Source organism: Massilia niabensis (assembly GCF_042655085.1).
GTDB lineage: Bacteria > Pseudomonadota > Gammaproteobacteria > Burkholderiales > Burkholderiaceae_D > Telluria > Telluria niabensis.
Genome location: NZ_JBHSMU010000008.1, coordinates 66,817 through 93,428 on the forward strand (window position 1 = coordinate 66,817; position 26,612 = coordinate 93,428).

Below are 26,612 nucleotides of genomic sequence, written 5' to 3' on the forward strand. Positions count from 1 at the left end.
GTCTTGCTTACCGCTGGCAGGTCGCGCAGTAAAACGTCGACCGCTGCCCCTGCTTGATCTGGCGCACCGGCGCGCCACAGTTGCGGCAAGGCACTCCAGCACGATCATAGACGAAATATGTCTGCTGGAAATATCCAGATTGGCCATTTACGGCAATAAAGTCACGTAGTGTGCTGCCGCCCTGCACGATGGCGTCCGCCAGTACCGTGCGGATGGCTGCGGCCAGCTTCTCGTAGCGGGCACGGCTGATGCGCGAAGCCGCCGTCTTCGGGCTGATACCAGCGTGGAACAGGCTCTCGCAGGCGTAGATGTTGCCGACTCCGACCACGATGTCGCCCGACAGCAGCACCTGCTTGATCGGCGCGCTGCGCTTGCGCGTCGCCTTGTACAGCAGCTCGGCCGAGAAACCGTCCTCGAGCGGCTCGACGCCCAGGCCGCGCAGCAGCACGTGCTGTCCGAGGTCGCCATCGTCGTGGGGGTGCCAGAGCACGGCGCCGAAGCGGCGCGGGTCGTGCAGGCGCAGTACTTGACGCAACCCCGGGCGCACGGCTCCATCAGTCACCACAAGGTCGAAATGGTCGTGCTTTTTCGGCTCCACGCCGGGCGGCAGCACCCGCAGGTGGCCCGACATGCCGAGGTGGACGATCAGCGTGCCGGACTCGAACCCGACCAGCAGGTACTTGCCGCGCCGCCGGACGTGCAGGATCGTCCGGCCTACCAGCAGCTCGGCAATGTGCGCAGGGAAGGGCCAGCGCAGGCCCTCGCGGCGAAACACGACCTGTTCGACCACGCGGCCTTCCAGGTGCGGTGCGACCCCGCGCCGGGTCACTTCTACTTCGGGGAGTTCAGGCATGAAGATTTGACAAAATTCTTGTAAATTCGTGTTGCGGGGTCGCACGCGCTTTTGGACTCCGGCGTAGAATCGAACATCACTCGACACATGGACTTGCCTTGAAAAACGCTTTCGTCATTGTAACTCTCTCCGGCGTGCTGTCGGCGTGTGCTGTGGCGCCACAACCCCAGTCCGAAAGCAAAATGGCGGCGCAGGTCGCTGCCGCCGAAGCGGCTGCGGTCACGCCCGAGGCTGCCGAAGCGGCGGCGCTGGCGGCGGAGAAGGCGAGCGCCGAGGCGGAACGCGCGCGGCTGCCGAAAGTCCCACTGACGAGTGCCTTGCTGAACCAGTTGCTGCGCGCCGAGTTCGGTTTCCGGAATGGCGACTGGCAAGGCCCCTATCTCACCATGCTGAGCCTGGCGCAGCAGACGCGCGATCCGCGCCTGGCGCGCCGCGCTGCCGAAATGGCGCTGGCCGCCCGCCAGCCCGAAGACACGCTGGCCGCCGTGCGCCAGTGGCGCCAGCTCGACCCGCAATCGGACGAAGCCACCCAATACTATCTGGGGATGGTGATCCTGTCCGACAATATCGCCGATGCCGAAGCCATCTTCCGCAAGCGTCTCGAAGGTACGCCGCCGAATGCGCGCGGCATCGTGCTGTACCAGGTGCAGCAACTGCTGTCGCGTGCCAAGGACAAGGAGGCGGCAAGCGCGATGCTCGAGCGCCTGATCGCGCCCTACCGCAACACGCTCGAAGGCCATGTCGTGCTGGCGCAGGGGCTGATAGGGAAAGGAGACAAGGCCGGCGCCGTGCGCGAAGCGCGCGCAGCGCTGGCCTTGGCGCCGGCCTCCGAGATCGCCGTGCTGACGCTGGCGCAGGCGAGCGAGAACGACGATCAGGTGCGCGGCATCCTCACGGGCTTCATCGCCGCCCATCCGGAGGCGCGCGAGGTGCGCGCCGCCTACGCGCGCATGCTGGTCAACGACAAGCGGTTCGAGGAAGCCCGGACCGAGTTCCTGCTGCTCGACAAGCAGCAGCCGGACAATGTCACCACGTTGTACGCCCTCGGCGTGCTGTCGACCCAGCTGAACGACCCGAGCGGCGCGGAACGCTATTTCACGCGCTTCGTGGACGTGTTGGGGCGCAACCCGAACGACGAGCGTGACCCGTCGAAAGCGCTGCTGATCCTGTCGCAGCTGGCCGAGGAGCGCGGCGACCTGAAGGCGGCCGTCGACTGGCTCGACAAGCTGCCCGAAGGCGACGAAAAGACCGTCTTCGGCGTCCAGCTGCGCCGTGCCCAGCTGCTCGGCAAGGGCGGCGACGTGCCGGCCGCCCGGCGCCTGTTGACCTCATTGAAACCGGCGGACCCGGCCGCCCAGGCCCAGGTTGCCGCTGCCGAAGCGCAGGTGCTGCGCGACGCCGGCCAGGCCGAACAGGCCTTCACGCTGATGCAGGCGGCCGCCAAGCGTTTCCCGAAGAACCCCGACCTGCTGTACGACTTCGCGCTGCTGGCCGAAAAGACCGGCCACCTCGACGTCATGGAAGCGACGCTGCGCGAAGTGATGCGCCTGGCGCCGGACAACCACCATGCTTACAACGCCCTCGGCTATTCGCTGGCCGAGCGCAACGTGCGCCTGGAAGAGGCGCGCGCCCTGATCGAAAAGGCGCTGTCGATGGCGCCGGAAGACCCGTTCATCATGGACAGCATGGGCTGGGTGCAGTACCGCCTCGGCAACCTCGATGCCGCCGAAGCCCACCTGCGCCGCGCCTACGGCCTGCGCCGCGATCCGGAAATCGCAGTGCACCTGGGCGAAGTGCTGTGGCAGAAGGGCATGCAGGCCGACGCCCGCAACCTGTGGCGCGAAGCGCGCGCCAAGGACCCGCAGAACGGCACGCTGCGCAGCACGCTGGCGCGCCTGCGCCAGTCGCTGTGAAATAATGCCCTCTGTTCAACTCTCTTCCTGACCAATGCCGCTTACTCGACCGCTTACTTGCCGGATTGCCCGTCGTCTCTCCCTGTTCGCCATTGCCGCCGTCCTTGCCGGCTGCGCCACCACCAGCAACCAGCCGGGCACCAGCGCTGATGCGAGCGTCGGCGCCTACCGCGACACCATCGACCTGGGCGGGCGCCTGTCGGTGAACTACCAGAAGGATGGCCAGCCAGGCTCGGTCACCGGCAACTTCGAGTGGTCGCAGCAACCGGGGCGCATCGATGTCACCCTCGTTTCGCCCACCGGCCAGACCGTCGCCACCATCAATGTCACGCCGCAGCAAGCGACGCTGACCCAGGCCAACCAGGCGCCGCGCAGCGCGAAGGACATCGATACCCTGACCTCGCAGGCGCTCGGCTGGTCGCTGCCGGTCTCGGGCCTGCGCGACTGGCTGCAGGGGTATGCGACGGGCACGGACGGCAAGCGTTTTGCCGCTTCGCCGGCGAAGAACGAGGTGTTCACCGCCGACGGTTGGCGCCTGCGCTTCGTCTCCTGGAACCAGAAGGCGGCCGCGCCGACCCCGAGTGTCATCCATGCCGAGCGCAGCGCTACCGCCACGACCGAGGAATTGTCGATCCGTATCGCGATCAATTCGGCCTCATGACGATGACTTCGCTGCACGATTGCCCGGCCCCGGCCAAACTGAACCTGTTCCTGCACGTCGTCGGCCGCCGCGCCGACGGCTACCACCTGCTGCAAAGCGTGTTCCAATTGATCGACCGCGGCGATACGCTGCATTTCGACCTGCGCGGCGATGGGCGCGTCAATCGCACCACTGACGTACCCGGCGTGCCGGAAGAGAGCGACCTGATCGTGCGCGCCCTGCGGCGCCTGGCCGATGCTTACCAGGAGCGGCACGGGCGCGCGGCACCGGGTATCGCCGTAGCGGTAGAGAAGATCTTGCCGATGGGCGGCGGGCTCGGCGGCGGCTCGTCCGACGCCGCCACCGCGCTGATGGCCGCCAACCACCTGTGGCAGGCCGGTTTTACCGATGCCGAGCTGATGGACATTGGCTTGCCGCTGGGCGCCGACATCCCGTTCTTCATCTACGGCCAGACCGCATTTGTCGAAGGGGTAGGGGAGGCGATGCAGCCGGTGGAGGGCCCGGATTGCTGGTATGTCGTGATCGAACCAGGCGTCTCCGTACCTACGCCTGCAATTTTTACCGCAGAGGATTTGACGCGCGACACGAAGCCCGTTAGAATAGCGGACTTTCCTGCAGCACATTTATTAAATGAGTTCGGGAAAAATGATTTGCAAGCAGTAGCGTCCCGTTTATTCCCGCCGGTAGGTCAAGCGGTCGAGTGGCTGGGGGAGTACGGTGCGGCGAGGATGACTGGTTCTGGTGCCTGCGTGTTTTGCGCGATGCCAGGCGAGGCTGAAGCGGATCAGGTGTTGGGGCAGGTGCCCGGCAACTGGCGAGCGTGGAAAGCCCGGTCGCTGAAGCGACACCCGATGAAATCGCTCTTGCAAAACAATGAGTTGTAGAATAAAATTTTGCCTGTCGCAGGGTTTGACGAAGTAGTTAAATGTTGCGGCAAGCTGTAAGTTGCGTAGGGGAATCGCCAAGCTGGTTAAGGCACCGGATTTTGATTCCGGCATACCAAGGTTCGAATCCTTGTTCCCCTGCCATTCGTTTTGTCCGGACTGTCGATGCGTATGCGTCCAGCGGATGAATCAGGCGGTACCCGCTCCCGCGGCCTGTCTTTAAGCGCATAATCAGCCGGTATAGCCGGCTGATTGTTTTTCAAGAATCAACTTCACCTTCTGGAACTCCCATGGCTTACGAAAACCTGATGGTTTTTACCGGCAACGCTAATCCGGCGCTAGCAGAAGGGGTCGCGAAAAGCCTCGGTATTCCTCTCGGTAAAGCCGTGGTCTCGAAGTTCTCCGACGGCGAAGTCATGGTCGAAATTAACGAGAACGTTCGTGGCAAGGACGTCTTCGTCCTGCAGTCGACCTGTGCACCTACCAACGACAGCCTGATGGAAATCATGCTGATGGTCGACGCGCTCAAGCGCGCATCGGCCGGCCGTATCACCGCCGCCATTCCTTACTTTGGTTACGCCCGCCAGGACCGCCGTCCGCGTTCGGCACGCGTCGCCATCTCGGCCAAGGTCGTGGCCAACATGCTCGAAGAAGCCGGCGTCGAGCGCGTCCTGATCATGGACCTGCACGCCGACCAGATCCAGGGTTTCTTCGACATCCCGGTCGACAATATCTACGCCTCGCCGCTGCTGCTGGGCGACCTGCAAAAGCGCAACTACGACGACCTGCTGGTCGTGTCGCCGGACGTCGGCGGCGTGGTGCGTGCCCGTGCGCTGGCCAAGCGCCTCGGCTGCGACCTGGCGATCATCGACAAGCGCCGCCCGAAGGCGAACGTGTCGGAAGTCATGAACATCATCGGTGAAGTCGAAGGCCGCAACTGCGTCATCATGGACGACATGGTCGACACCGCCGGCACGCTGACCAAGGCGGCTGAAGTGCTCAAAGAGCGCGGCGCCAAGAAAGTTGTTGCTTACTGCACGCACCCGGTCCTGTCGGGTCCTGCGATCGAGCGCATCGCCAATTCGCCGCTGGATGAGCTGGTCGTGACCGACACCATCCCGCTGAGCGAAGCCGGCCGCGCATGCGGCAAGATCCGCCAGCTGACCTGTGCACCGCTGCTGGCCGAAACCTTCAAGCGTATCGTCAAGGGCGACTCCGTCATGTCGCTGTTCGTCGACTAAGAGAGCGCCTCAAAAACTTCCATGGCGGCGTTGCATCGTCTCGCCGTACTAGCGTACTGTCTTCGACGATGCGCCTTGCCCTGAAAGTTTTGTGAGACGCTCTCAGATTTGCGGCGCGCCCGGCTTCGAGCCCGGCGCGCCGTTGTACCGTTAAAAGAATTCGTTTTTTCTTGAGTGCGTAGTTGGCGCTCAGCCAAGCCAGCCCCTGGTCGCGGGGGCGGGCACAACCGGGAAATCGGGCAGGAATACCTGCATGCGATCCCAAACTTATGGAGTTTCACATGAAAGTAGTTGCATTCAACCGCACCCTGCAGGGCACCGGAGCGAGCCGCCGCCTGCGCAAGGCTGGCCAGACCCCAGGCATCATCTACGGTGGCACTGCTGCCCCGGTCCTGATCTCCCTGGACGGCAACGCCCTGTGGCACGCGCTCAAGAAAGAAGCTTTCCACGGTTCCGTGCTGGACCTCGAAATCGAAGGCGCCACCCAGCAAGTCCTGCTGCGTGACTTCCAGATGCACGCATACAAGCAACTGGTCCTGCACGCTGACTTCCAGCGCGTCGACGCATCGCAGCCGATCCACACCAAGGTCGCCCTGCACTTCATCAACGCCGAGACCTCGCCAGCCGTCAAGCTGAGCGCAGCCGTCATCTCGCACGTGCTGAACGAGCTGGACGTGTCCTGCCTGCCAGGCAAGCTGCCTGAGTTCATCGAAGTCGACCTGGCCAACCTGGAAGCCGGCCAGTCGATCCACACCGGCGACCTGGTCCTGCCAGAAGGCGTGACCGCGCTGACCCACGGCCAGAACCTGACCGTCGTCACCTCGTCGATCCCACGTGGCGCCGTCTCGGCTGACGCTGCGACCGAAGAGAAGAAGTAATTTTTCATTCGCCGCGCAAGCGGCGATAGAAAGCGAAAACCCGCCGCGCGCAAGCCGGCGGGTTTTTTAATTCCTGCGCCCCATTTCGGCGATAATCCTCTTTTTCCTGACGCGACCGCTATGTCCATCCGCCTCATCGTCGGCCTCGGCAACCCTGGCCCAGAATACGAACAAACCCGCCACAATGCCGGCTTCTGGCTGGTCGACAACCTCGCCAACAGCCTGCCCGGCTGCCGCCTGCAGCGCGAATCGCGCTTCAACGCGATGATGGCCAAGACCTCGATCGGCGGCAACGAAGTCTGGCTGCTCGAGCCGCTGACCTTCATGAACCGCTCCGGCCAGTCGGTCGGCGCGCTGGCGCGCTTCTACAAGATCAACCCCGACGAAGTGCTCGTCGTGCACGACGAACTCGACCTGCTGCCGGGCGTGGCCAAGCTGAAAAAGGGCGGCTCCTCGGGCGGCCACAACGGCCTGAAGGACATCACATCAAGCCTCGGCACCCAGGAATACTGGCGCCTGCGACTCGGCATCGGCCACCCGCGCAGCCTGAACCTGCAGCAGGGCGTGGCCGACTTCGTCCTGCACCGCCCGCGCAAGGACGAGCAATCGCTGATCGAGGAATCGATCGACAAGGCGCTGCACATCATCCCGCTGGCGGTCGAAGGCAAGTTCGATACGGCGACGATGCGGCTGCACACGGCCTGAACCGGTCGCTCTCAGCACCGGCGCGAACCCGCCCGTCCTGCGATAATTCCACGCATGAGTGCTCTCACCTTCCACGCCGGGCCGCGCGCGCTGGCCCAGATCCGCGCGCACGGCCTGCGTGCCCGGGACGTTGCCGTCATCCCGGCCGCCGCCGGCGGCCCCAAGGGCCTGATCTTCCAGAAGCTCGACCAGTACATGTTCGGCGAGTGGCTGCCCAGCCACCCGCGCGAGCGCACCCTGATCGGTTCCTCGATCGGCGCCTGGCGCATGGCCGCCGCCTGCCAGCGCGATCCGGTGCGCGCCTTCGAGCGGCTGGGCAGCCTGTATGCCAGCCAGCGCTACACCACCACCAAGCCCAGTCCCCGCCAGATCAACGAGGTGGTGCAGGGCTTCCTGCACGAATTCGTCAGCGGCCACGAGGACGATATCCTGGCCCACCCCCAGCATCGCCTGCACCTGCTGGCTGTGCGCGGCAAGGGCGCATTGGCATCTCCGACGCACCGGCGCGCGGAGATGCGCGGGTTTGCCGCCGCTGCGTTGACCAATTTTGCATCGCGCGCACGCCTGGGCGGCCTGCTCGAGCGCGTTGTGCTTGCCGACCCGCGCGCGCAGGCGGGCTGGCTCCGGGAGGCCTTCGATGGCTTCGCTACCCATTTCGCCACGCTTACCCGCAGCAACCTGGCATCGAGCCTGCTCGCGTCGGGCACGCTGCCGCTGATCATGCAGCCGGTGACCGGCATCGAGGGGGCACCGCAGGGGCATTACTGGGACGGCGGCATCATCGATTACCACCTCGCGCTGCCCTACGCGCGCCTGGAGCGGGAAGAACCGAACGCGATCGTGCTCTACCCGCACTTCAACGAACACATCGTACCCGGCTGGCTGGACAAGGCCATGCCCTGGCGCCGCTGCGCGCGCGGGCCGAACCGCGGCTGGCTCGACAATGTGCTGATCGTGGCGCCGTCACCGGAATTCGTGAAAAAGCTGCCGCGCGCCAAGCTGCCTGACCGCGCCGACTTCAAGCACTTCGGACTGGACCACGATGCGCGCATCCGCGCATGGGGGCAGGCGATGGGGGAGGGTGGCCGGCTGCGCGACGAGCTCGCTGCCTTCGTCGAGCGGCCCGACCTGTCGCGCCTGCGCGCCGTGTGAGCGCTTGAGACTGAGCTGAGCCACTTTGGGTCGAATAGCGGAGCCGCCGTTTATCTTATTGAGCTTGCAATGCATTTCCAATATGTAACAATATCAGTTACTTTAAGTCACTTCACACGACAATGGCCGACCTGAAAGAAAAAGCCCTAAAGCATCTCGGATACGTTGGCATCACGATCATTTCGTTTATCGGGCTGAACTGGATTAATGAATTGCTGTTCATTCGGCTCGAGCAAAGTAGCGGGGTCAATTGGGTCTTCCTCCCGGCCGGAGTCCGCCTTCTGGCAACGCTGCTTTTTGGCTTCGCCGGTTTCGTAGGCCTGCTCCTGGCAAGCCTCTACCTCAACTTCCACCATTTCGCCTTCGAGGACGTTCGTGCGGCGAGTGGTGCAGTCGCCGCGGCGGGTGGCCCCTACCTCGCCTATCTTTTCGCGAAACACTGGTTTGATTTAGGGCCGCGTCTCAGGAACCTGACAGCGCAGCGGCTCTTGTTGACGGGGGTGCTGTGTGGGGTCGTGAGTCCCGTTTCCCACCATGCTTTCATGTGGGTGCAGACCGGGCTGGTGGACTGGACTGCGCTTGTAGCAATGATCACTGGCGATATCGTTGGCATTCTCATCGTGCTGTACATCGCAAAGGGCCTGATCACGCTGACTGATCCTCGCGATTTGGATGCCGATCTTCATTAGCATGATGTAGGACCGTGCGGAAAGCCGTAAAAGGAAACGTATGTCCGAAGGAAAAAAAGTACCGCTAGAACCGGCTGCGGCAAGCCAGTTCACCGGTTACCAGAAAGTCGTGGCTGGTTTGCTCGCCTTCCTGCAGTTTGCCGTCATTCTCGACTTCATGATCATGGCCCCGCTCGGCGCGCTGATCATTCCCGCATTGGACATCACCCCGGCGCGCTTTGGCATAATTGTCTCGGCATACGCGTTCAGCGCTGGCCTGAGCGGACTGCTTGCCGCCGGGTTTGCCGACCGCTTCGACCGCAAGAAATTGTTGCTGTTCTTTTACGTCGGCTTCCTGGCCGCGACCCTATGGTGCGGTCTTGCCCGGACCTTCGAAGCGCTGCTCTGCGCCCGTATCGCCACCGGATTGTTTGGCGGCGTCATCGGCTCCGTGGTGCTTGCGATCGCAACCGATTTATACAGCCCGGGCCTGCGCGGGCGCGTGATGGGCATTATCCAGACTGCGTTCGCCGCCAGCCAGGTCCTGGGCCTGCCGCTGGCGCTGTTTACGTCCAACCACTGGGACTGGCATGCCCCGTTTTACCTGATGGTCGCCCTGGGCGGTGTGGGTGGCGTTCTGGTGGCGTGGCGCCTCAAGCCCGTGACAGCCCACTTAAAAGATGCAAAGGACGTGCATCCGGCCAGGCACCTGAGCGCCACGATCACGGCGCGCCGCCACCTTCCCGCCTTCGCCACCACCGTCCTGCTGTCGACGGGCGGCTTCATGATCATGCCCTTCAGTAGCCTTTTCGTTGTCAACAACCTGGGGCTTGCCAACAGCGACTTACCGACGATCTATCTGCTGACCGGTATTTGTACGATTGTCGCCGGGCCGCTCATTGGAAAAATGGTCGACGCCACCGGAAGGATGCCCGTCTTCCTGACCGGTAGCGCAGTGACGATCGTCATGGTGTTGATTTACACGAACCTGACGACCGCGTCCCTGCCGGTGCTCGTCTTGATCAATGTGGTGATGTTCCTGGGGATTTTCGCGCGCATGATTCCCTACCAGGCGATGTCCGCGTCGGTGCCTGAACCGCAGATGCGCGGTTCCTTCAACGCGATCAGTGCGTCGATTCAGCAACTGTCGGGCGGCGTGGCCGCGGTTGTGGCAGGGCACCTCGTCAGCATCGGGGCCGATGGCAGGCTGCATGGATTTGAACGGGTGGGCTGGGTGCTGGTGGCGACCACCATCGCAGGGGGCTTCCTGGTCAATCAGGTGAACCGGGAAATCCGGGAGCGCGCGGCTGTGAAAGCAGCTCCCGAGGGCTCCTGAGGCAGCCGCGCTGGCGGACAGGGCGCGGCGCCCTTCGGTGCCGCGCATGCGCCTGTTTTTGCGGCATTCAACGCCGTCCCCGGTTACAATGTGGGGTTACGGGCTGCACTAACGGGCTCACCACTATCGAAAGAAAGAATTCCCATGAGTCTCCAATGCGGCATCGTCGGCCTGCCCAACGTCGGCAAGTCCACCCTGTTCAATGCGCTGACCAAAGCCGGCATTCCGGCCGAGAACTATCCGTTCTGCACCATCGAGCCCAACGTCGGCGTAGTCGAGGTGCCGGACCCGCGCATGCAGGCGCTGGCCGACATCGTCAAGCCTGAGCGCGTCGTGCCGGCCATCGTCGAGTTTGTCGACATCGCCGGCCTGGTGGCGGGCGCGTCGAAAGGCGAAGGCCTGGGCAACCAGTTCCTGTCGCACATCCGCGAGACCGACGCCATCGTCAACGTGGTGCGCTGCTTCGAAGACGACAACGTGATCCACGTGTCCGGCAGGGTCAACCCGATCGACGACATCGAAGTCATCCAGACCGAGCTGGCGCTGGCCGACCTGACCGCCGTCGAGAAGGCGATCCACCGCGAAAACAAGAAGGCGCGCTCGGGCGACAAGGACGCTGCCAAGCTGGTGGCGATCTGCGAGCGCATGCTGCCGCACCTGAACGAAGGCCAGCCAGTGCGCACGATGGGCCTGGACGCCGACGAGCTGGCCCTGATCCGCGAGCTGCACCTGATCACCGCCAAGCCTGCGATGTATGTCGCCAACGTGTCCGACACCGGCTTCACCAACAACCCGCTGCTGGACCAGCTGACCGAGTTCGCCAACAAGCAGAACGCCCCGATCGTGGCGATTTCTGCCGCCATCGAATCGGAGATCGCCGACCTCGACGATGCCGACAAGGCCGCCTTCCTGGGCGACATGGGCATGGACGAGCCGGGCCTGGACCGCCTGATCCGCGCCGCGTATAAACTGCTCGGCCTGCAGACCTATTTCACCGCCGGCGTGAAGGAAGTGCGCGCCTGGACCGTGAAGGTCGGCGCCACCGCCCCGCAGGCAGCCGGCGTGATCCACACCGACTTCGAGCGCGGCTTCATCCGCGCGCAGACGATTTCGTACGACGACTACATCACCTACAAGGGTGAAGGCGGCGCCAAGGAAGCGGGCAAGATGCGCGCCGAGGGCAAGGAGTATGTGGTCAAGGATGGGGATGTGTTGAACTTCCTGTTCAACGTCTAAGCATGAGGTCGGAATCCGGTGGGTTCCGGCGCACAACAAAAGCCCCGACGCCCTGTGGTGCCGGGACTTTTTTTATCCGCATTATCGCTGACACAGCCGTCTTGTTAATCGCCACTCATCGCCGTATCAACGCTTGCAGCAGGGGTGATTCAATACCCACTGTAAAAACAAGTTCGCTGCTGGAGGAGAGATGCCACCATGCCAGTATATCCTGCCGTTGGATCGGAATGCGTCGCGCCTCATCCTTGCGTAGGGTTGCTAAACGGACGAACTGGGCATGGCTAATGTCGTGCACTGCGCCACGTCGATACCGGCCGATATCGTATTTCCAGTCGTCGCTACTGTGCTCGTTTTGCAAGACGTTCGGGTGCGGGATTACCCTGACATTGGCGGTTTCGTATCCAGGTATGTCGGTCCAGGCTTCAATCGCTGCGCGCTGGATCAGTAACCCCCGATGCAAATTGCGTGCTGACACCGTGTTTGGATATCCTCTAACAAACTCTTTATCTGGGACGAAGAAGTTGAGTGACGGACACTCAGGTTGACGGATGCCGTGTCCCGGGGTGGCTGTCAGCAGCCAAGGTTCATTCTTGCGGAACAGCTTCAGGTTTTCTTCGAAATAATGCGCGTTCTTGGGCCAATATAAATGCACTAAGCAATTAAATTCTTCGGTAAAAATTTCCAAAAATTGCTGCATGGAGCAGTTGTTGAGAATCATTGATTTGTCAGGCGATTCCTGAACAAACGGCAGCGATATGCGGCTCGAACGCCGCTCATGCCAATTAACAGGACCAGAACGCCGCTCCCGCCGATCGCGCCGATCACGCTCATCGATTACTCTCCTGCGATCCCTGGCGAAAACTGCAGCGCCATAAGTTCGCCTGTTATGCCCATGTGAACCGCAAGTAGAACATGCCATGTTTCCCTCAGCCAATGCTGATGCGGACGATAAAGGCCATCAGCACCGATCGGAGCTTCCTGACCAGGACAATACGGTTCAGATTAGATATATCCCCAGTTAGGGAAGTTCATTCAGACTCATTGCCGGTGGAACCCGGCAATGAAAAGCCTTTCACGTGAGGCTTTTCTTAGTCCACCTGCTTTGGAGACTGTCATCAGCATGACATATCCGCCAACTATTCTGCCTCTCCATGGACGCGGCCACCGCCGCAAGCAATCACGCAACCCTGGAGAGAAACCGCATGACCACGACCCCTGAACTGTCCCGCCGCCGCCTGCTGCGCCTGTTGGGAGGCATCCCGATGCTGCCGCTGGCCAGTGTCGCCGGCGCCTCGCTCCTGACCGCTTGTGGCGGTAGCGACGACAACGACGACTCGCTCGCGACCGCCCCAACGGCGCCAGTCGCCACCATGGGCACCGTCAGCTTCAGCTCGATGGCCGCGCCGACCCTGGCCAACGCCGCCGCGATGGCAACCACCACCGTCGGCTCGACCATGACGGTCAATTTCAGCGATACCAGCAAACTCGACTTCAAGCTGGCTTATCAACCGTTCTTCGTCACCGGCGACATGGTCCCGAACGGCAGCGGCGGCAGCACGCTGGCCGGCGGCTACTACAACATCCGCAACCAGCCGATCATCGACACCACCGTCGCCGGCAAGGAGCGCCAGTTCTTCTCGGACGCGCCGGACGGCACCTCGCTGCTCTCCGTGCCGAACGCCAGCGTGCCGGGCGTGAAGGGCAAACCGGTGTTCGCCGTGGTGCAGTTCGAATACGCGACCTTCGCCCAGGACGGCAAGACCGGCATGTACGGCCGCCTGCCGTCGCCGATCGGCGTGCTCACGCTCGACCAGGACCAGACCACTGGCAAGCTGACCCTGGTGAAGTACCACAACGTCGACACCTCCAGCGTCGAAGGCCTGTGGATCACCTGCGGCGCCAGCCTGTCGCCGTGGGGCACGCACCTGTCAAGCGAGGAATACGAGCCGAACGCCTTTACTGCTGCAACCGACGCGCAGTTCAAGGCGTTCAGCCAGAATTTGTACGGCAGCGAAACCGCGGCCAACCCGTATAACTACGGCCACATGCCGGAAGTGACCGTCAACCCGGACGGCACCGCCTCGATCAAGAAGCACTACTGCATGGGCCGCATCTCGCACGAGCTGGTGCAGGTGATGCCGGACGAGCGCACCGTGCTGATGGGCGACGATGCCACCAACAGCGGCTACTTCGTGTTCATCGCCGACAAGGCCAAGGACCTGTCGTCCGGCACCCTGTACGTGGCGAAGGTCGGCGCCGGCTTCTCGCTCGACCCGCAGGCGGCTGGCGCGCCGCTCACCTGGATCAAGCTGGGTTCGGCTACCAGCGCGGAAATCCGCACGCTGGCCGCCTCCGTGAAACCGACCCAGATCATGGACGTGCGCACGACCGACCCGCAGGACCCGTCCTTCAAAAAGGTCGCGGCGAATGGCGCCATCGAGTGGATCAAGCTCATGCCGGGCATGGAAAAGGCCGCCGCCTTCCTCGAGACGCACCGCTACGCCAGCCTGGTGGGCGCATCGATGGGCTTCAGCAAAATGGAAGGCACCACCGTCAACGCACGCGACAAGGTGGCGTATTCGGCGCTGCAGAACTGCCGGGATTCGATGGTCGCCGGGAATGCGGTGAACGTGCCTGGCGATGGCGTGTCGATCCCGAAGGCGCTCCTGGCCGGCGCGGTAATGGCGCTGAACCTGAAGGGCGGGCAGACGGACACCGCGGGGGGCGCGATTGCCAGCGAATGGATGCCGGTCGACCTGAAGGCCTTGCTGACCGGAGAGGACATCGCCGCCGACGCGCTCGGCAACACGGCCAATCCGAACCGCATCGCCAACCCGGACAACCTGAAGTTCTCGGAAAAGATGCGCACCCTGTTCATCGGCGAGGACAGCGGCCAGCACGTGAATAACTTCCTGTGGGCGTACAACATCGACACCCGGCAGCTGTCGCGCGTGATGTCGATCCCGGCGGGCGGCGAATCGACCGGCCTGCATGCGGTGGATGAGCTCAACGGCTGGACCTACATCATGAGCAACTTCCAGCACGCGGGCGACTGGGGCGGCATCCACAATGTGGTGAAGGGGACGCTCGATCCGCTGGTGCGGGCGAATTACAAGGACAAGTTTGGGGCGGCCGTTGGGTATTTGACGGCGGAGTTGAGCCAGACGCGGTTGGCGAAAGGGTGATGCAAGACTGATCGCTGCCGCTGCGATTGATGCGATACTGCTGCCCTTCCAACAGCGGGGCACGCATGGCCATCATTTCGCAACTCATCGTCTATCCGATCAAGTCCTGCGCCGGCCTGGCGGTCGAGGAGGCCGTCGCCACCGTGTCGGGGCTGGCGGCGCACGGGATCCACGACCGCGAATGGATGCTGGTCACGAACGAAGGCCTGTTCCTGACCCAGCGCGAATTCCCGCACATGGCGACGATCGTGCCGCGGGTAGACGGAGACGCGCTGCTTGTGACCGCGCCCGGCATGCCACCCCTGCGCCTGCCGCTGGCGCACCGGGAATGCGCAACGCTGCGCGTGCAGATCTGGGACGATGCCATCGAGGCGGACGATTGCGGCGACACGGCTGCACAATGGTTCGGGCAGGCGCTCGGCACGGCCTGCCGCCTGGTCCGCTTCAGGCCGGCGCTGGCCCGCCCGACCAGCACAAAATGGACCGGCGGCGCGCCATCAAGCGCGCGCTTCGCCGACGCCTATCCGCTGCTGCTGATCGGCCAGGCCTCCCTCGATGACATCAACGGGCGCATGCTTGCCGCCGGCCGCGAGGCGCTGCCGATGGACCGCTTCCGCCCGAACCTGGTGGTCACCGGCCTGGAAGCGTTCGAGGAAGACTACACCGGGTCGCTGCAATCGGGCGCCATCGTCATCAAGCCCGTCAAACCCTGCGCGCGCTGCCCGATCCCGGCAATCGACCAGGCCACCGGCATTCCAGGCCCGGACCCGCTCGACATCCTGCACACCTGGCGTACCAAGGCCGTGCTGGAGGGGGCCGTGTGCGTCGGCATGAACTGCATCGTTGCCGAGGGTAGCGGCGGTCTGCTGCGGGTCGGGCAGGCCTTCGACGCCAGCCTGTCGTTTTAAGGCCGCGCTTCCCGGGTCGGTGGGCCGGAAACGCAGCAATATCGTATCCAAGCCGGGGCGGATCGCGTAATGTAATGGGCATTGCTGAAAGGAATGCCTCATGTACCAGCCGGACACCCAGCCGGACGCTCAGACGGCCGCCCAGTCGCGCGACCTGGTTGCCGAAAACGAAGCCCTGCGCGCCAGGATGAGCTACGTCATGGAGCAGGCCAGGCGCAACCACGAGATCATGTCGCGCCACCAGGCCTTCGACCTGGAAATCGTCGGCGCCTCGACTTTTACGGAATTGGTCGGCACCATCTTCCGGATGCTGCCCATCATTTCCGAGCTTGACACCGTCACCCTGTCGCTGGTCGACCCGGATGCTGACATCTATACGGTGATGTACAAGCTGGGCGTCGATTTCGAGGCGCTGCCCGACCTGCTGTTCTGCGAGCATGCGGTGTGCCTCGGCTTCGAGAGCTACGAGGGCGAGCGCCTGCGTCCGCGCCTCGGGCCCTACACGCGCGCCGAGCATCACGCATCCTTTCCCCATCCGCCCACCGGGCTGCAAAGCGTGGCGCTGGTGCCGCTGCTACGCAACAAGCGCCTGATCGGCAGCCTGAACCTGGGCAGCACCGATATCCAGCGCTTTACCAGGGCGCTTGGGACCGATTTCGTCGAGCACATGGCGTCGATCATCGCGATCTGCCTGGAAAACGTGATCAGCAACGAGATGCTCAAGTACATGGGGCTGACCGATGCGCTCACCGGCGTCTACAACCGCCGCTACATCGACCGGCGACTGGTAGAGGAGGTTGCGCGGGCGCGGCGCCAGGACTACTGCATTTCGGTGATGTTCATCGACGTCGACCATTTCAAGTCCGTGAACGACCGCGTGGGGCACCAGGCCGGCGACGACGTGCTGCGCGAAGTGGCCGCGCGCATCAAGATGGAACTGCGCGTGTCGGACGCGCTGGCGCGTTTCGGCGGCGAGGAATTCGTGGTCCTGCTGATTGATGCCGACCTGGCGGCAGCGGCCATGGTGGCCGAGCGCATCCGCGCCGGCGTGGTTGGCAAGCCCTTCGACCTGGCGGGCGGGCAGGGGATGAACGTGTCGGTGTCGATCGGCGTGTCGGCGCTGGACGATGCGGCCTGCGAGCTGCCGATCGAGGTGGTGGCGCAGCAGCTGGTGGCGCTGGCGGACGGGGCTTTGTATCAGGCGAAAGAAGCGGGGCGCAATCGGGTGGTGCGAGCCGAATGAAAGAAGATTTCGACTGATGCGTTGGGGTGAAATATTCTTTCACCCTACAACAACCGCCCCTCGGCCTGCGTCACCGCATCCGCCGACCCTCGCAATACCACCACATCCCCCGCCCGCAGCACCGTGTCCGGCTCCGGCTCGACGCGCCTGCGGTCGCGCCGGATGCCGCTCACTTCCGCGCCCAGCTCTTCCAGCCCCAGCTCGTCGATGCGGCGCCCGACCGCTTGCGCGTCCTCGTTCAGCACCACCGAATGCAGGCGCACGTACATGTGCTCGGGGTCGTCGGTGATGTCGCTCGAGCCGTGGAAGTAGCCGCGCAGCGCGGCGTAGCGTTCGTCGCGCGCGCTTTGCACGCGGTGCACCACGCGCCGCAGCGGCACGCCGACCACCACCAGTGCGTGCGATGCGAGCATCAGGCTGCTCTCGAGCGCTTCCGGCACCACTTCGGTGGCCCCGGCCGCACGCAGGATGTCGAGGTCGCTGTCGTCGTGGCTGCGCACGATCACCGGCAGCGTCGGCGCCAGCTCGTGCACCAGGTGCAGCACTTTCAGGGCCGCGCGGGTGTCGGCAAAGGTAATGACCAATGCACTTGCCCGATTAATGCCGGCGGCAATCAGCGACTCGCGGCGCCCGGCGTCGCCATACGACACGCTCGAGCCGGCCGCCTGCGCTTCCTGCACCCGCTCCGGGTCGAGGTCGAGCGCGTACCAGGGCAGCTTCTCGTCGGTCAGCAGGGTGGCCACGCTCTGGCCGCTGCGCCCGAAGCCGGCCAGGATCACGTGCTTTTGTGCGGCCATCGTGCGGCTCGCCAGTTGTGTGAGCTGGAGCGACTGCATCATCCATTCGTTGGCCGACACCTTCATCACGATGCGGTCGGATTTTTCGATGATAAACGGCGCGACCAGCATCGACAGCACCATCGACGCCAGCACCAGCTGCATCAGGAACGGGTCGATGAGTTTCGAGCCCGAGGCCATGTTCAGCAGCACGAAGCCGAATTCCCCGGCCTGCGCCAGGGCCAGGCCGGTGCGCATTGCCACGCCATCCGAGGAGCCGAAGGCTTTCGCCAGCCCTGCGATCAGCGCGAATTTCAGCAAGACTGGAATAACAAGCAACAGTAGCACCAGCCACCAATGTTCCAGTACCAGGCGCAGGTTGAGCAGCATGCCGATGGTGATGAAGAACAGCCCGAGCAGCACGTCGCGGAAGGGCTTGATGTCTTCTTCCACCTGGTGCTTGAACTGGGTCTCGGAAATGAGCATGCCGGCGACAAAGGCGCCCAGCGCCAGCGACAGCCCGGCGCGCTCGGTGATCCAGGCCGCGCCCAGCGTCACGAGCAGCAGGTTCAGCATGAACAGCTCCTGCGAGCGGCGCTTGGCAACCATGGTGAACCAGCTGCGCATGAGCTTCTGGCCGAAGAACAGCAGCAGGGCGAGCACCGCGGCCGCTTTCACGGCGGCCCAGGCCAGCGTCGGCGCCAGGTCTTCGGGATTTTTCGCCAGTGCGGGAATCAGGATCAGGAGCGGCACCACGGCCAGGTCCTGGAACAGCAGGATGCCGATAATGCGCCGGCCGTGTTCGCTTTCCAGTTCCAGCCGTTCGGTGAGCAGCTTGACGACGATCGCGGTCGAGGACATGGCCAGCGCTCCGCCCAGGGCAAAGGCAGCCTGCCAGCTGACGGCCAGCTGCGGCATCCATATCGAAAACGCGAGGGCCCCGAGCATGGCCGCGACAATCGTCAGCACGACCTGCGCCAGCCCGAGGCCGAACACGATGCGCCGCATCGCGCGCAGCTGGGCTAGCGAAAACTCCAGCCCGATCGAAAACATCAGGAACACGACGCCGAATTCGGCCAGCGCGTGGGTGGACCCGGTCTCCGCCGCCAGGCCGAGCGCATGCGGCCCGATCAGCACGCCGACGGCCAGATAGCCCAGCATCGGCGGCAGGTGCAGCGACCGGAACACGACCACGCCGAGCACGGCGCTGCCGAGCAGGAGGAGGGTCAGTTCGAGGCCGGATGCCATGCAGTGCTGGGTTGTGGACCCACGATGTCGTAGTTTGTTACGTCTGGCAAGTTTTTTGCTTTCTCAATTCGTTTATACTTCGGTCATGAGTGTAACCGATGAAAAAACAATGCTGAACAGTTTTGACGAGAACCAGTCCCGGCGCGTGATGGCACTGGCGCGCGAGACGCTGGCGATCGAAGCCGAAGCCATTTCTGCCGTGCACGCGCGGCTCGACGCCGACGACAGCCTGGTGCGCGCCGTGGCCGTGCTGTACGCCTGCACGGGCCGCGTAGTGGTCTCGGGCATGGGCAAATCCGGCCACATCGCGCGCAAGATCGCCGCGACGCTGGCCTCGACCGGCACCCCGGCCATGTTCGTGCACCCTGGCGAAGCCGCCCATGGCGACCTCGGCATGGTGACCTCGCAAGACGTGTTCATCGCCATTTCCAACTCCGGCGAATCGTCGGAACTGATGGACATCCTGCCGGTGGTCAAGCGCATGGGTGCGCCCCTGATCGCGATGACCGGGAAGCCCCAGTCGCGCCTGGCGCTGCTGAGCGACGTCCACCTCGACATTTCGGTGGCGAAGGAAGCCTGCCCGATGAACCTGGCGCCGACCGCCAGCACCACTGTCACCCTCGCCCTGGGCGATGCGCTGGCCGTGGCGCTGCTCGATGTGCGGGGTTTCCGGGAAGAAGATTTTGCGCGCTCGCATCCGGGCGGCGCCCTGGGACGGCGTTTGCTGACCCATGTGCGCGACGTGATGCGCAGCGGCGAGGCGATTCCCGCCGTCGCCCCGGACCTGCCGCTGGCCCGGGCGCTGCTGGAAGTGAGCCAGAAGGGCATGGGCATGACCGCCGTCGTCGACGCGGCAATGCACCCGCTGGGCGTCTTCACCGACGGCGACCTGCGCCGCCTGATCGAGCGCGAGCAGGACTTCAGCAAGCTGCTCATCAGCGACGTCATGCACGTCGGCGCCCGCACCGTCCACCCCGACCAGCTGGCGGTGGACGCGGTCGCGATCATGGAAGAATTCCGCATCAACCAGATGCTGGTAGTCGACAGCGACGGCGTGCTGGTCGGCGCGCTGCACATCCACGACCTGACCCGGGCGAAGGTGATCTGATGACGCCACTTGCACACATGGAACGCGCGGCGCGTGTAAAGGTCATGATTTTCGACGTCGACGGCATCCTGACCGATGGCAGCCTGACCTACGGCCCGGACGGCGAGGTCACGAAAACCTTCAACGTGCTCGACGGCCTGGGCATCCAGCTGCTGCAAAAGACGGGCGTGGCCACCGCGATCATCAGCGCGCGCAATTCGCCGATCGTCAACGCACGCGCCAGGGACCTGGGCATCACCCACGTCTGGCAGGGTTTCCACGACAAGCGCGTCGCGTTCGCGGAATTGCTGGCGCAGACCGGCATCACGGCCGAGCAGTGCGGCTACATCGGCGACGATGTGATCGACCTGCCGCTGCTGACCAAGGTCGGCTTCGCGGTGACGGTGCCCACGGGCCATCCCGAGGTGCAGCACCGCGCCCATTACGTCACCAAAGCCGGCGGCGGCCGCGGCGCCGTGCGCGAGGTCTGTGACCTCGTAATGCGCGCCCAGGGCAGCTACGAACAGGCACTGGCCCCTTATTTTGCTTAAGGGACAAACACAAGCATGGCGACCTACGTGAATAAACGCACCGCTCACCGCTGGCGCACGCTGGGGCTGATGCTCACCGCGGTGTTTTTTGCGTTCGGCAGCTTCTGGCTGCTGCAGGCGATCCAGTCGGAAGACGAGGTGGTCGGTGGCAACGGGGGAAGCGAGCCCGATTATATTGTCGAGAATTTCAGTTTCGTGCGCATGACCGAGACCGGCTCGCCGCGCTATGTCATGTCCGGCGCGCGCCTGGTGCACCATCCCAAGCCCGACATGTCGGAGGTGACCCGGCCCGTGGTCGAGAGCATGGCCCCGGGCCGCCCTCGCATGACGATGCAGGCCGAGCGCGGCCAGGTCTTCCATGGCGAGAACCGGGTCGAACTGATGGGCAAGGTCAACATCGTGCGCCCGGCCACGCCGACCACTGAAGCGCTGCACGCCCGGACCGAGGCGCTGACTGTGCTGGCCGACGACGAAATCATCAAAACGAAGCTCCCGGTGCAGATGACGCTCGGCGCGTCTTCGGTAGATGGGGTCGGCCTGGTGGCCGAGAACCCGACCCAGAAGATACAGCTCGGCGGACGCGGGCGGATCGTCTATCCGCCGCGCCGGCAGGCCGCCCCCACTCCATAACAGGAACAAGAACACATGAAAAAAACCTTCCACCACGTGCTCGCCGCCGCTTGCCTGGCGCTGCTGTCGCTGTCGGCCTCGGCCGAGAAGGCCGATTCGCTCAAGCAGGCCGTCATCGAATTCGATACGGCCGACCTGGACGAGGTCACGCAGACGCGCATCCTGACGGGCAACGTCATCGTCACCCGCGGCACGCTGACGCTGAAATCCGACCGCGCGCTGGTCAAGGAAACGCCGGAAGGCTACATGAGCGTGACGCTGACCTCGAATCCGGGACGCGTGGCGACCTTCCGCCAGAAGCGCGACGGCGGGCCGGACCTGTGGATGGAAGGCCAGGCCGAGCGCATCGAGTACGAAGAGCGCGAAGAAGTGGTGAAGCTGTTCTCGAAAGCGGTCGTGAAGGAACTCGAAAACGGACGCGTCACGAACGAACTCATCGGTCCTTACATCTCCTACGACAACCGGCGCGAAGTGGCCGCCGTGCGCAACGACCCGAGCGGCCAGACGAAAGTCGGCGGCGGGCGCGGCACCCTGATCATCGCGCCCCGTCGTACAGCTCCGGCAGCGGCGCCGGCACAGGCGCAGGCTCCCACACCAGTGCAGGCAGGAAAGAAATAATGAAGGATGTACGCGACAGCAGCACCCTGGTTGTGCGGGGGCTGCAGAAAAGCTACGGCAAGCGCCTGGTCGTGCGCGACGTGTCGCTCGAGGTGGGTTGCGGCGAAGTCGTCGGCCTGCTCGGGCCAAACGGCGCCGGCAAGACGACCTCGTTCTACATGATCGTCGGCCTGGTGCCGTCGGACGCCGGCACCATCGAAATCAACGGCACCGACATTTCCAGCCTGCCGATCCACCGGCGCGCGGTATTGGGACTGTCCTACCTGCCGCAGGAAGCCTCGGTGTTTCGCAAACTGACGGTGGAAGACAACATCCGCGCCGTGCTGGAACTGCAGCGTGACGACAACGGCAAGGCGCTCACCAAAGCCGCGATCAACGAGCGGCTCGACTCCCTGCTGGCCGAACTGCAGATCGAGAAGCTGCGCGAGAACCAGGCGCTGTCGCTGTCGGGCGGCGAGCGGCGCCGGGTCGAGATCGCGCGCGCGCTCGCCACCAACCCGCGTTTCGTGCTGCTCGACGAACCGTTTGCCGGGGTCGACCCGATTGCCGTGATCGAGATCCAGCGCATCGTGCGCTTCCTGAAGGAGCGCGGCATCGGCGTCCTGATCACCGACCACAATGTGCGCGAGACGCTTGGCATCTGTGACCGCGCCTATATCATCAACCAGGGCGCCGTGCTGGCCTCGGGCCGCCCTGACGACATCATCGCCGACGAGTCGGTACGACGCGTCTACCTCGGCGAACACTTCCGCATGTAGTTAAAACGAAGAACCAAGCGGCATCATGAAACAATCCCTGCAACTCCGGACTTCGCAGCACCTGGCGCTGACGCCACAGCTACAGCAGTCGATCCGCCTGCTGCAGCTGTCCACGCTCGAACTGCACCAGGAGATCGAGCAGATCCTCTCCGATAACCCGCTGCTCGAGCGGATCGACGACCCGCTCGACAATTCCGTGCGCCTGCTGGCTGACGGCGCCATCAACGATTCGCCCGTCCAGCAGCCCGATGCGCCGGCGCCGAACGGGGACGAGCCAGCCGCTCCAGGGGAGGCTGGCGAGGCGCTCGATGCCAACGGCGGCGATGTCGAGCGCGGCGAGGCCGATGCCGACTGGGGCGACGCGCCGCGTGCATCCGGCAGCGACGGCGACGACGATGGCCGGCCGCAGCTGGGCGCCATTGGCGTGACGCTGCGCGAGCACCTGTCGGAACAGATCCGGGTAACGGGTGCGAGTACGCGCGACCGCGCGCTGGCCGAACTGGTGATCGACGCCATCGACGACAACGGCTACCTGGAAGAGCAGCTCGACGAGATCCACGCGCGCCTGCCCGAAGAGCTGGAAGTCGATATGGACGAGCTGCGCTGCGCGCTGGCGCTGGTGCAAAGCCTCGATCCGGTCGGCGTCGGCGCACGCAGCGCCAGCGAGTGCCTGGCGCTGCAGATCCGGCAGATGCCGGGCGTGCCGCTGGTGACCCGGCGCATGGCCCTGAAAATCGTCGAGGGCTATCTGACCTGGTTCGCCCAGCGCGAATTCAACAAGCTGAAAAAGGCGCTCGACTGCGACGACGAAGACCTGCGCGAAGCGCAAGCCGTGATCCGCCAGTGCAATCCGCACCCGGGCGCGGCCTTTGCGTCGAGCACCTCGGACTACGTGGTTCCGGACGTTATTGTCCGCAAGACCGGGTCCGGCTGGAGCGTAATGCTGAACCACGAAGTCATGCCGCGCCTGCGCGTGAACAACGTCTACGCGGCCCTGCTCAAGCAGGGCAAGGGCGAAGGCCAGATGAGCGCGCAACTGCAGGAAGCGAAGTGGTTAATTAAAAATATGCGCCAGCGTTTCGACACGATCCTGCGCGTTTCGCAGGCCATCGTCGAGCGTCAGCGCAACTTTTTCAGCCATGGCGCGGTTGCCATGCGTCCCCTTGTGCTCCGCGAGATTGCTGATACACTAGGCCTACACGAGAGCACGATTTCTCGCGTGACAACTCAGAAATTCATGCTGACCCCGCACGGCATGTTTGAGCTGAAGTATTTCTTCGGAAGCCACGTCGCCACCGAAGCGGGGGGCGAAGCCTCTTCGACGGCGATCCGGGCGCTCATTGCGCAACTGACAGGAGCAGAGGACCCCAGGAACCCATTATCCGACAGCAAGATCGCGGAAATGCTCGGTGAACAAGGCATGGTCATCGCGCGCCGCACGGTTGCAAAATATCGTGAGGCCCTCAAGATCCCTCCGGTCAGTCTCCGCAAATCCTTGTAACAACGGCAGCCATGCGCGACCCAAGCGTGCTGCGTCAGCCGTTTCTTTTTCAAAGGAGTGTGTATGAATCTCACTATCAGCGGTCACCACCTCGACGTTACCCCTGCCATCCGTGAATACGTACAGAACAAGCTGGAACGCATCACGCGCCATTTCGATCAAGTGATCGACTCCCACGTCATCCTCGCCATCGATAACCTCACTGAAAAAGACAAAAGGCAGAAAGCCGAGATCAACCTGCGCCTTTCCGGCAAGATGGTGCACGTGGAAAGTGTGGCGCAAGACCTGTATGCCGCGATCGACCTGCTCATGGACAGGCTGGATCGCCAGGTGATGAAGTACAAGACCATCCTGCAAAACCATAGTCACGAGGCGCTCAAGCGCCGTCCTGAAGGCGGAGAGGCTGTTGCTGTCTGATCGGCAACGAAGCACCGTCTGAACGAGGGCGCCGAAGGGCGCCCTTTTCAATTGTGGAACCGGCGCAGCGGCTTGGGTAAAATGCATGCCTCTTCAACCATCTTGCCCGCCATGACCGACCATGTCCTGACCCGCGTTGCCAACGGCACCGGCGTGATTACCCTCGACCGGCCCAAGGCCCTCAATTCGCTGTCGCTCGCCATGGTGCGGCGCCTGACCGAGACCCTGCTGGCCTGGCGCGACGACGCATCCGTCGACGCCGTCGTGATCACCAGCAGCAGCGAAAAAGCCCTGTGCGCGGGCGGCGACATCCGCTTCTTCCACGAGGCCGGCCACGCAAGCCCGACGGGCGGCAGCGCGCTGCTAGAAGATTTCTTCACCGAAGAATATGCGCTGAACCACCTGATCCACTTCTACCCGAAACCGTATATCTCGCTGATGGATGGGGTCGTGATGGGCGGCGGCATGGGCATCGCCCAGGGTGGACCGGAGACGGGCCTGCGCATCGCCACGGATCGCACCAGGATGGCGATGCCGGAAGTGAACATCGGCCTGTTCCCCGACGTCGGCGGCAGCCATTTCCTGTCGCATGCCCCTGGGCAGCTGGGCAACTACCTGGGCTTGACGGGCCTGACGATCGGCGCGGCCGATGCGCTGTATGTCGGGCTGGCGGACCTGTTCGTGCCGGGCGCGCAGCTGGGCGAACTGAACGCGCTGATCGATACCACGCCGGGCGCGCAACTGGTGGCGGCGATCCGCGCATTCGGCGCGCAGTGTGCGGGTAAGGCAGGCCCGAGTGCACTGGAAGGCGCGCGCAGTGCGATCGATGCGCATTTCAGCGCCGGGTCGGTCGCGGCGATCATGGCTTCCCTTGAAAACGACGGCACCCCGTTCGCGCAAAAGGCCCTGGCGGCGATGCGCCAGCGCTCGCCGCTATTGATGAGCGTGACGCATGAAATGCTGCTGCGCGGGGCCGCGCTCGGCGTGGCCGACTGCCTGCGCATGGAACGCTCGCTGGTGCGCCGCAATTTCGAACATGGCGAAGTGTTGGAAGGCGTGCGCGCGCTGGTGATCGACAAGGACAACGCGCCGCAGTGGAACCCGCCGACGCTGGGCGAGGTGACGCCCGGGATGGTGGAACGCTTCTTCGAGCCGGTGTGGCCGGCCCACGCGCATCCGCTGAAGCATCTGGACTGAACGGGTGGGCTCAAGAGCGGTTCGCCGCCCGGCCCACCCTGTGAAATTCAAAAGGACTGTTCCCGATGCCGCAGCACCACGCGCTCTGACTCGCCAAAATACGCCGCCAGCCGCTCGGCCATGTACACCGAGCGATGCTGTCCGCCGGTGCAGCCGACGGCCACGGTGAGGTAGCTGCGGTTGTCGGTCTTGAACGAGGGCAGCCATTTCTCGACGAACTGGCGGATATCGTTCAGCATTTCGCCGGCACTCGGCTGGGCGTCGAGGAAGGCGATCACCGGTGCATCGCGGCCGGTGAGCGGGCGCAGTGTGTGGTCGTAATACGGATTCGGGATGGCGCGCACGTCGAACACGAAGTCGGCGTCGAGCGGCACGCCGACCTTGAAGGCGAAGGACTCGAAGAACAGCGTCAGCGGCGCATGCTGGACCTCGGCCAGCTCCTTGATCCAGCCGCGCAGCTTGTTGGCCGACGCCTCCGAGGTGTCGATCACGTGGCCCAGCTGTTCGAACGGCGCCAGGCGCTCGCGCTCTTCGGCAATGCATTCGATCAGGGTGCGGCGCGATGCCGGATTTTCGCCGGGACGCAGCTCGTGCGACAGCGGGTGGCTGCGGCGCGTTTCCGAGAAGCGCGCCACGAGCGAATGGGTGCTCGAGGTCAGGAACATGACCTTCAGCTCATGCCCTTCGTCTTTCAGCTTGCGTATGGTCAGCGGCAGTTCGGTCAGCGACTCGGACGAGCGGGCATCGACGGCAATGGCCAGTTTGTCCGTGCCCTGGCTGGAGACGGCCTTGACAACATGCGGTAGCAAGCCCGGCGGCAGGTTGTCGACGCAGTAGTAGCCTGCGTCTTCCAGGACGTTCAAGGCCACGGATTTACCCGAGCCGGAGATACCGGTAATAAGAACGATGTGCATGGCCCGATGATACCGCAACAGCATGGGGCTTGTCGCGGTCAGCGTGCTGGCA

At 63.9% G+C, this 26,612-nt stretch carries 25 protein-coding genes and 1 tRNA gene; 22 read left to right on the top strand and 4 right to left on the bottom strand.

All coding sequences use genetic code 11. The features are described 5' to 3' along the window. Positions 1-7 precede the first annotated feature (7 nt). Positions 8-853: a bifunctional DNA-formamidopyrimidine glycosylase/DNA-(apurinic or apyrimidinic site) lyase gene (gene mutM / locus ACFPN5_RS07235; protein ID WP_379781600.1), complete on the bottom strand. Its 846-nt coding sequence runs from the start codon at positions 851-853 to the stop codon at positions 8-10. Positions 854-951: 98 nt separating this feature from the next. Between mutM and ACFPN5_RS07240 the strand changes: the two genes are divergently transcribed. The 11 genes from ACFPN5_RS07240 (at position 952) to ychF (ending at position 11,527) form a co-directional block, all read left to right on the top strand. Further along, positions 952-2,766, top strand: coding sequence for a tetratricopeptide repeat protein (locus ACFPN5_RS07240; RefSeq protein WP_379781602.1), 1,815 nt, complete (start codon positions 952-954; stop codon positions 2,764-2,766). A gap of 34 nt (positions 2,767-2,800) precedes the next feature. Further along, positions 2,801-3,427 carry an outer membrane lipoprotein LolB gene (locus tag ACFPN5_RS07245; protein WP_379781604.1) on the top strand — a complete coding sequence of 209 codons (627 nt, stop codon included), beginning with the start codon at positions 2,801-2,803 and terminating at the stop codon, positions 3,425-3,427. Between the two features lie 2 nt (positions 3,428-3,429). Further along, positions 3,430-4,311 carry a 4-(cytidine 5'-diphospho)-2-C-methyl-D-erythritol kinase gene (gene ispE / locus ACFPN5_RS07250; RefSeq protein ID WP_379781944.1) on the top strand — a complete coding sequence of 294 codons (882 nt, stop codon included), beginning with the start codon at positions 3,430-3,432 and terminating at the stop codon, positions 4,309-4,311. Positions 4,312-4,378: 67 nt separating this feature from the next. Beyond that, a tRNA-Gln gene (locus tag ACFPN5_RS07255) sits at positions 4,379-4,455 on the top strand. Positions 4,456-4,601: 146 nt separating this feature from the next. Next, entirely contained in the window at positions 4,602-5,552 is a 951-nt protein-coding gene (locus ACFPN5_RS07260; protein ID WP_379781606.1) for a ribose-phosphate pyrophosphokinase, read from the top strand. Positions 5,553-5,833: 281 nt separating this feature from the next. Further along, positions 5,834-6,430 carry a 50S ribosomal protein L25/general stress protein Ctc gene (locus ACFPN5_RS07265; RefSeq protein ID WP_379781608.1) on the top strand — a complete coding sequence of 199 codons (597 nt, stop codon included), beginning with the start codon at positions 5,834-5,836 and terminating at the stop codon, positions 6,428-6,430. Positions 6,431-6,550: 120 nt separating this feature from the next. Beyond that, positions 6,551-7,135 (top strand): aminoacyl-tRNA hydrolase, encoded by a 585-nt coding sequence (gene pth / locus ACFPN5_RS07270; protein WP_379781610.1) that lies wholly within the window; start codon positions 6,551-6,553, stop codon positions 7,133-7,135. Between the two features lie 54 nt (positions 7,136-7,189). Then, positions 7,190-8,287 (top strand): patatin-like phospholipase family protein, encoded by a 1,098-nt coding sequence (locus ACFPN5_RS07275; RefSeq protein ID WP_379781612.1) that lies wholly within the window; start codon positions 7,190-7,192, stop codon positions 8,285-8,287. A gap of 122 nt (positions 8,288-8,409) precedes the next feature. Beyond that, the gene (locus tag ACFPN5_RS07280; RefSeq protein ID WP_379781614.1) at positions 8,410-8,976 is read left to right on the top strand and encodes a hypothetical protein; all 567 of its coding nucleotides are present in this window, start codon (positions 8,410-8,412) and stop codon (positions 8,974-8,976) included. A gap of 40 nt (positions 8,977-9,016) precedes the next feature. After that, on the top strand, positions 9,017-10,291 hold the full coding sequence (locus ACFPN5_RS07285; RefSeq protein WP_379781616.1) for an MFS transporter: 1,275 nt from the start codon (positions 9,017-9,019) through the stop codon (positions 10,289-10,291). A gap of 144 nt (positions 10,292-10,435) precedes the next feature. Then, entirely contained in the window at positions 10,436-11,527 is a 1,092-nt protein-coding gene (ychF, locus tag ACFPN5_RS07290; protein ID WP_379781618.1) for a redox-regulated ATPase YchF, read from the top strand. A 115-nt stretch (positions 11,528-11,642) separates the two neighbouring features. Here the strand turns inward: ychF and ACFPN5_RS07295 are convergent, their stop codons facing one another. Beyond that, positions 11,643-12,245, bottom strand: coding sequence for a hypothetical protein (locus ACFPN5_RS07295; RefSeq protein WP_379781620.1), 603 nt, complete (start codon positions 12,243-12,245; stop codon positions 11,643-11,645). Positions 12,246-12,729: 484 nt separating this feature from the next. Between ACFPN5_RS07295 and ACFPN5_RS07300 the strand changes: the two genes are divergently transcribed. From ACFPN5_RS07300 to ACFPN5_RS07310, 3 genes are all read left to right on the top strand, one after another. Then, a complete protein-coding gene (locus ACFPN5_RS07300; protein ID WP_379781622.1) occupies positions 12,730-14,712 on the top strand; it encodes a PhoX family protein in 1,983 nt (660 codons plus the stop codon). 65 nt (positions 14,713-14,777) lie between these two features. Then, on the top strand, positions 14,778-15,620 hold the full coding sequence (locus ACFPN5_RS07305) for an MOSC domain-containing protein (protein WP_379781624.1): 843 nt from the start codon (positions 14,778-14,780) through the stop codon (positions 15,618-15,620). 100 nt (positions 15,621-15,720) lie between these two features. After that, positions 15,721-16,863: a GGDEF domain-containing protein gene (locus tag ACFPN5_RS07310; RefSeq protein ID WP_379781626.1), complete on the top strand. Its 1,143-nt coding sequence runs from the start codon at positions 15,721-15,723 to the stop codon at positions 16,861-16,863. Positions 16,864-16,907: 44 nt separating this feature from the next. On the opposite strand, the gene ACFPN5_RS07315 is transcribed toward ACFPN5_RS07310, so the two are convergent. After that, entirely contained in the window at positions 16,908-18,887 is a 1,980-nt protein-coding gene (locus ACFPN5_RS07315; protein ID WP_379781628.1) for a monovalent cation:proton antiporter family protein, read from the bottom strand. 85 nt (positions 18,888-18,972) lie between these two features. Between ACFPN5_RS07315 and ACFPN5_RS07320 the strand changes: the two genes are divergently transcribed. From ACFPN5_RS07320 to ACFPN5_RS07355, 8 genes are all read left to right on the top strand, one after another. Then, entirely contained in the window at positions 18,973-19,995 is a 1,023-nt protein-coding gene (locus ACFPN5_RS07320) for a KpsF/GutQ family sugar-phosphate isomerase (RefSeq protein ID WP_379781630.1), read from the top strand. Beyond that, entirely contained in the window at positions 19,995-20,525 is a 531-nt protein-coding gene (locus ACFPN5_RS07325; RefSeq protein WP_379781632.1) for a KdsC family phosphatase, read from the top strand. The genes ACFPN5_RS07320 and ACFPN5_RS07325 overlap by 1 nt, the downstream gene beginning before the upstream one ends. 27 nt (positions 20,526-20,552) lie before the next feature. Then, entirely contained in the window at positions 20,553-21,155 is a 603-nt protein-coding gene (lptC, locus tag ACFPN5_RS07330) for an LPS export ABC transporter periplasmic protein LptC (protein ID WP_379781634.1), read from the top strand. Between the two features lie 15 nt (positions 21,156-21,170). Then, complete coding sequence (gene lptA / locus ACFPN5_RS07335) at positions 21,171-21,773, top strand: lipopolysaccharide transport periplasmic protein LptA (RefSeq protein WP_379781636.1); 603 nt, start codon at positions 21,171-21,173, stop codon at positions 21,771-21,773. Then, positions 21,773-22,531, top strand: coding sequence for an LPS export ABC transporter ATP-binding protein (gene lptB / locus ACFPN5_RS07340; RefSeq protein WP_379781638.1), 759 nt, complete (start codon positions 21,773-21,775; stop codon positions 22,529-22,531). Before lptA ends, lptB begins: the two co-directional genes overlap by 1 nt. A gap of 25 nt (positions 22,532-22,556) precedes the next feature. Then, positions 22,557-24,032, top strand: coding sequence for an RNA polymerase factor sigma-54 (locus ACFPN5_RS07345; RefSeq protein WP_379781642.1), 1,476 nt, complete (start codon positions 22,557-22,559; stop codon positions 24,030-24,032). A gap of 63 nt (positions 24,033-24,095) precedes the next feature. Beyond that, positions 24,096-24,449: a ribosome hibernation-promoting factor, HPF/YfiA family gene (gene hpf, locus ACFPN5_RS07350; RefSeq protein WP_379781644.1), complete on the top strand. Its 354-nt coding sequence runs from the start codon at positions 24,096-24,098 to the stop codon at positions 24,447-24,449. Between the two features lie 111 nt (positions 24,450-24,560). Further along, positions 24,561-25,646, top strand: coding sequence for an enoyl-CoA hydratase/isomerase family protein (locus tag ACFPN5_RS07355; RefSeq protein ID WP_379781646.1), 1,086 nt, complete (start codon positions 24,561-24,563; stop codon positions 25,644-25,646). Positions 25,647-25,693: 47 nt separating this feature from the next. On the opposite strand, the gene rapZ is transcribed toward ACFPN5_RS07355, so the two are convergent. Next, a complete protein-coding gene (gene rapZ / locus ACFPN5_RS07360; protein ID WP_379781648.1) occupies positions 25,694-26,560 on the bottom strand; it encodes an RNase adapter RapZ in 867 nt (288 codons plus the stop codon). Positions 26,561-26,612 lie beyond the last annotated feature (52 nt).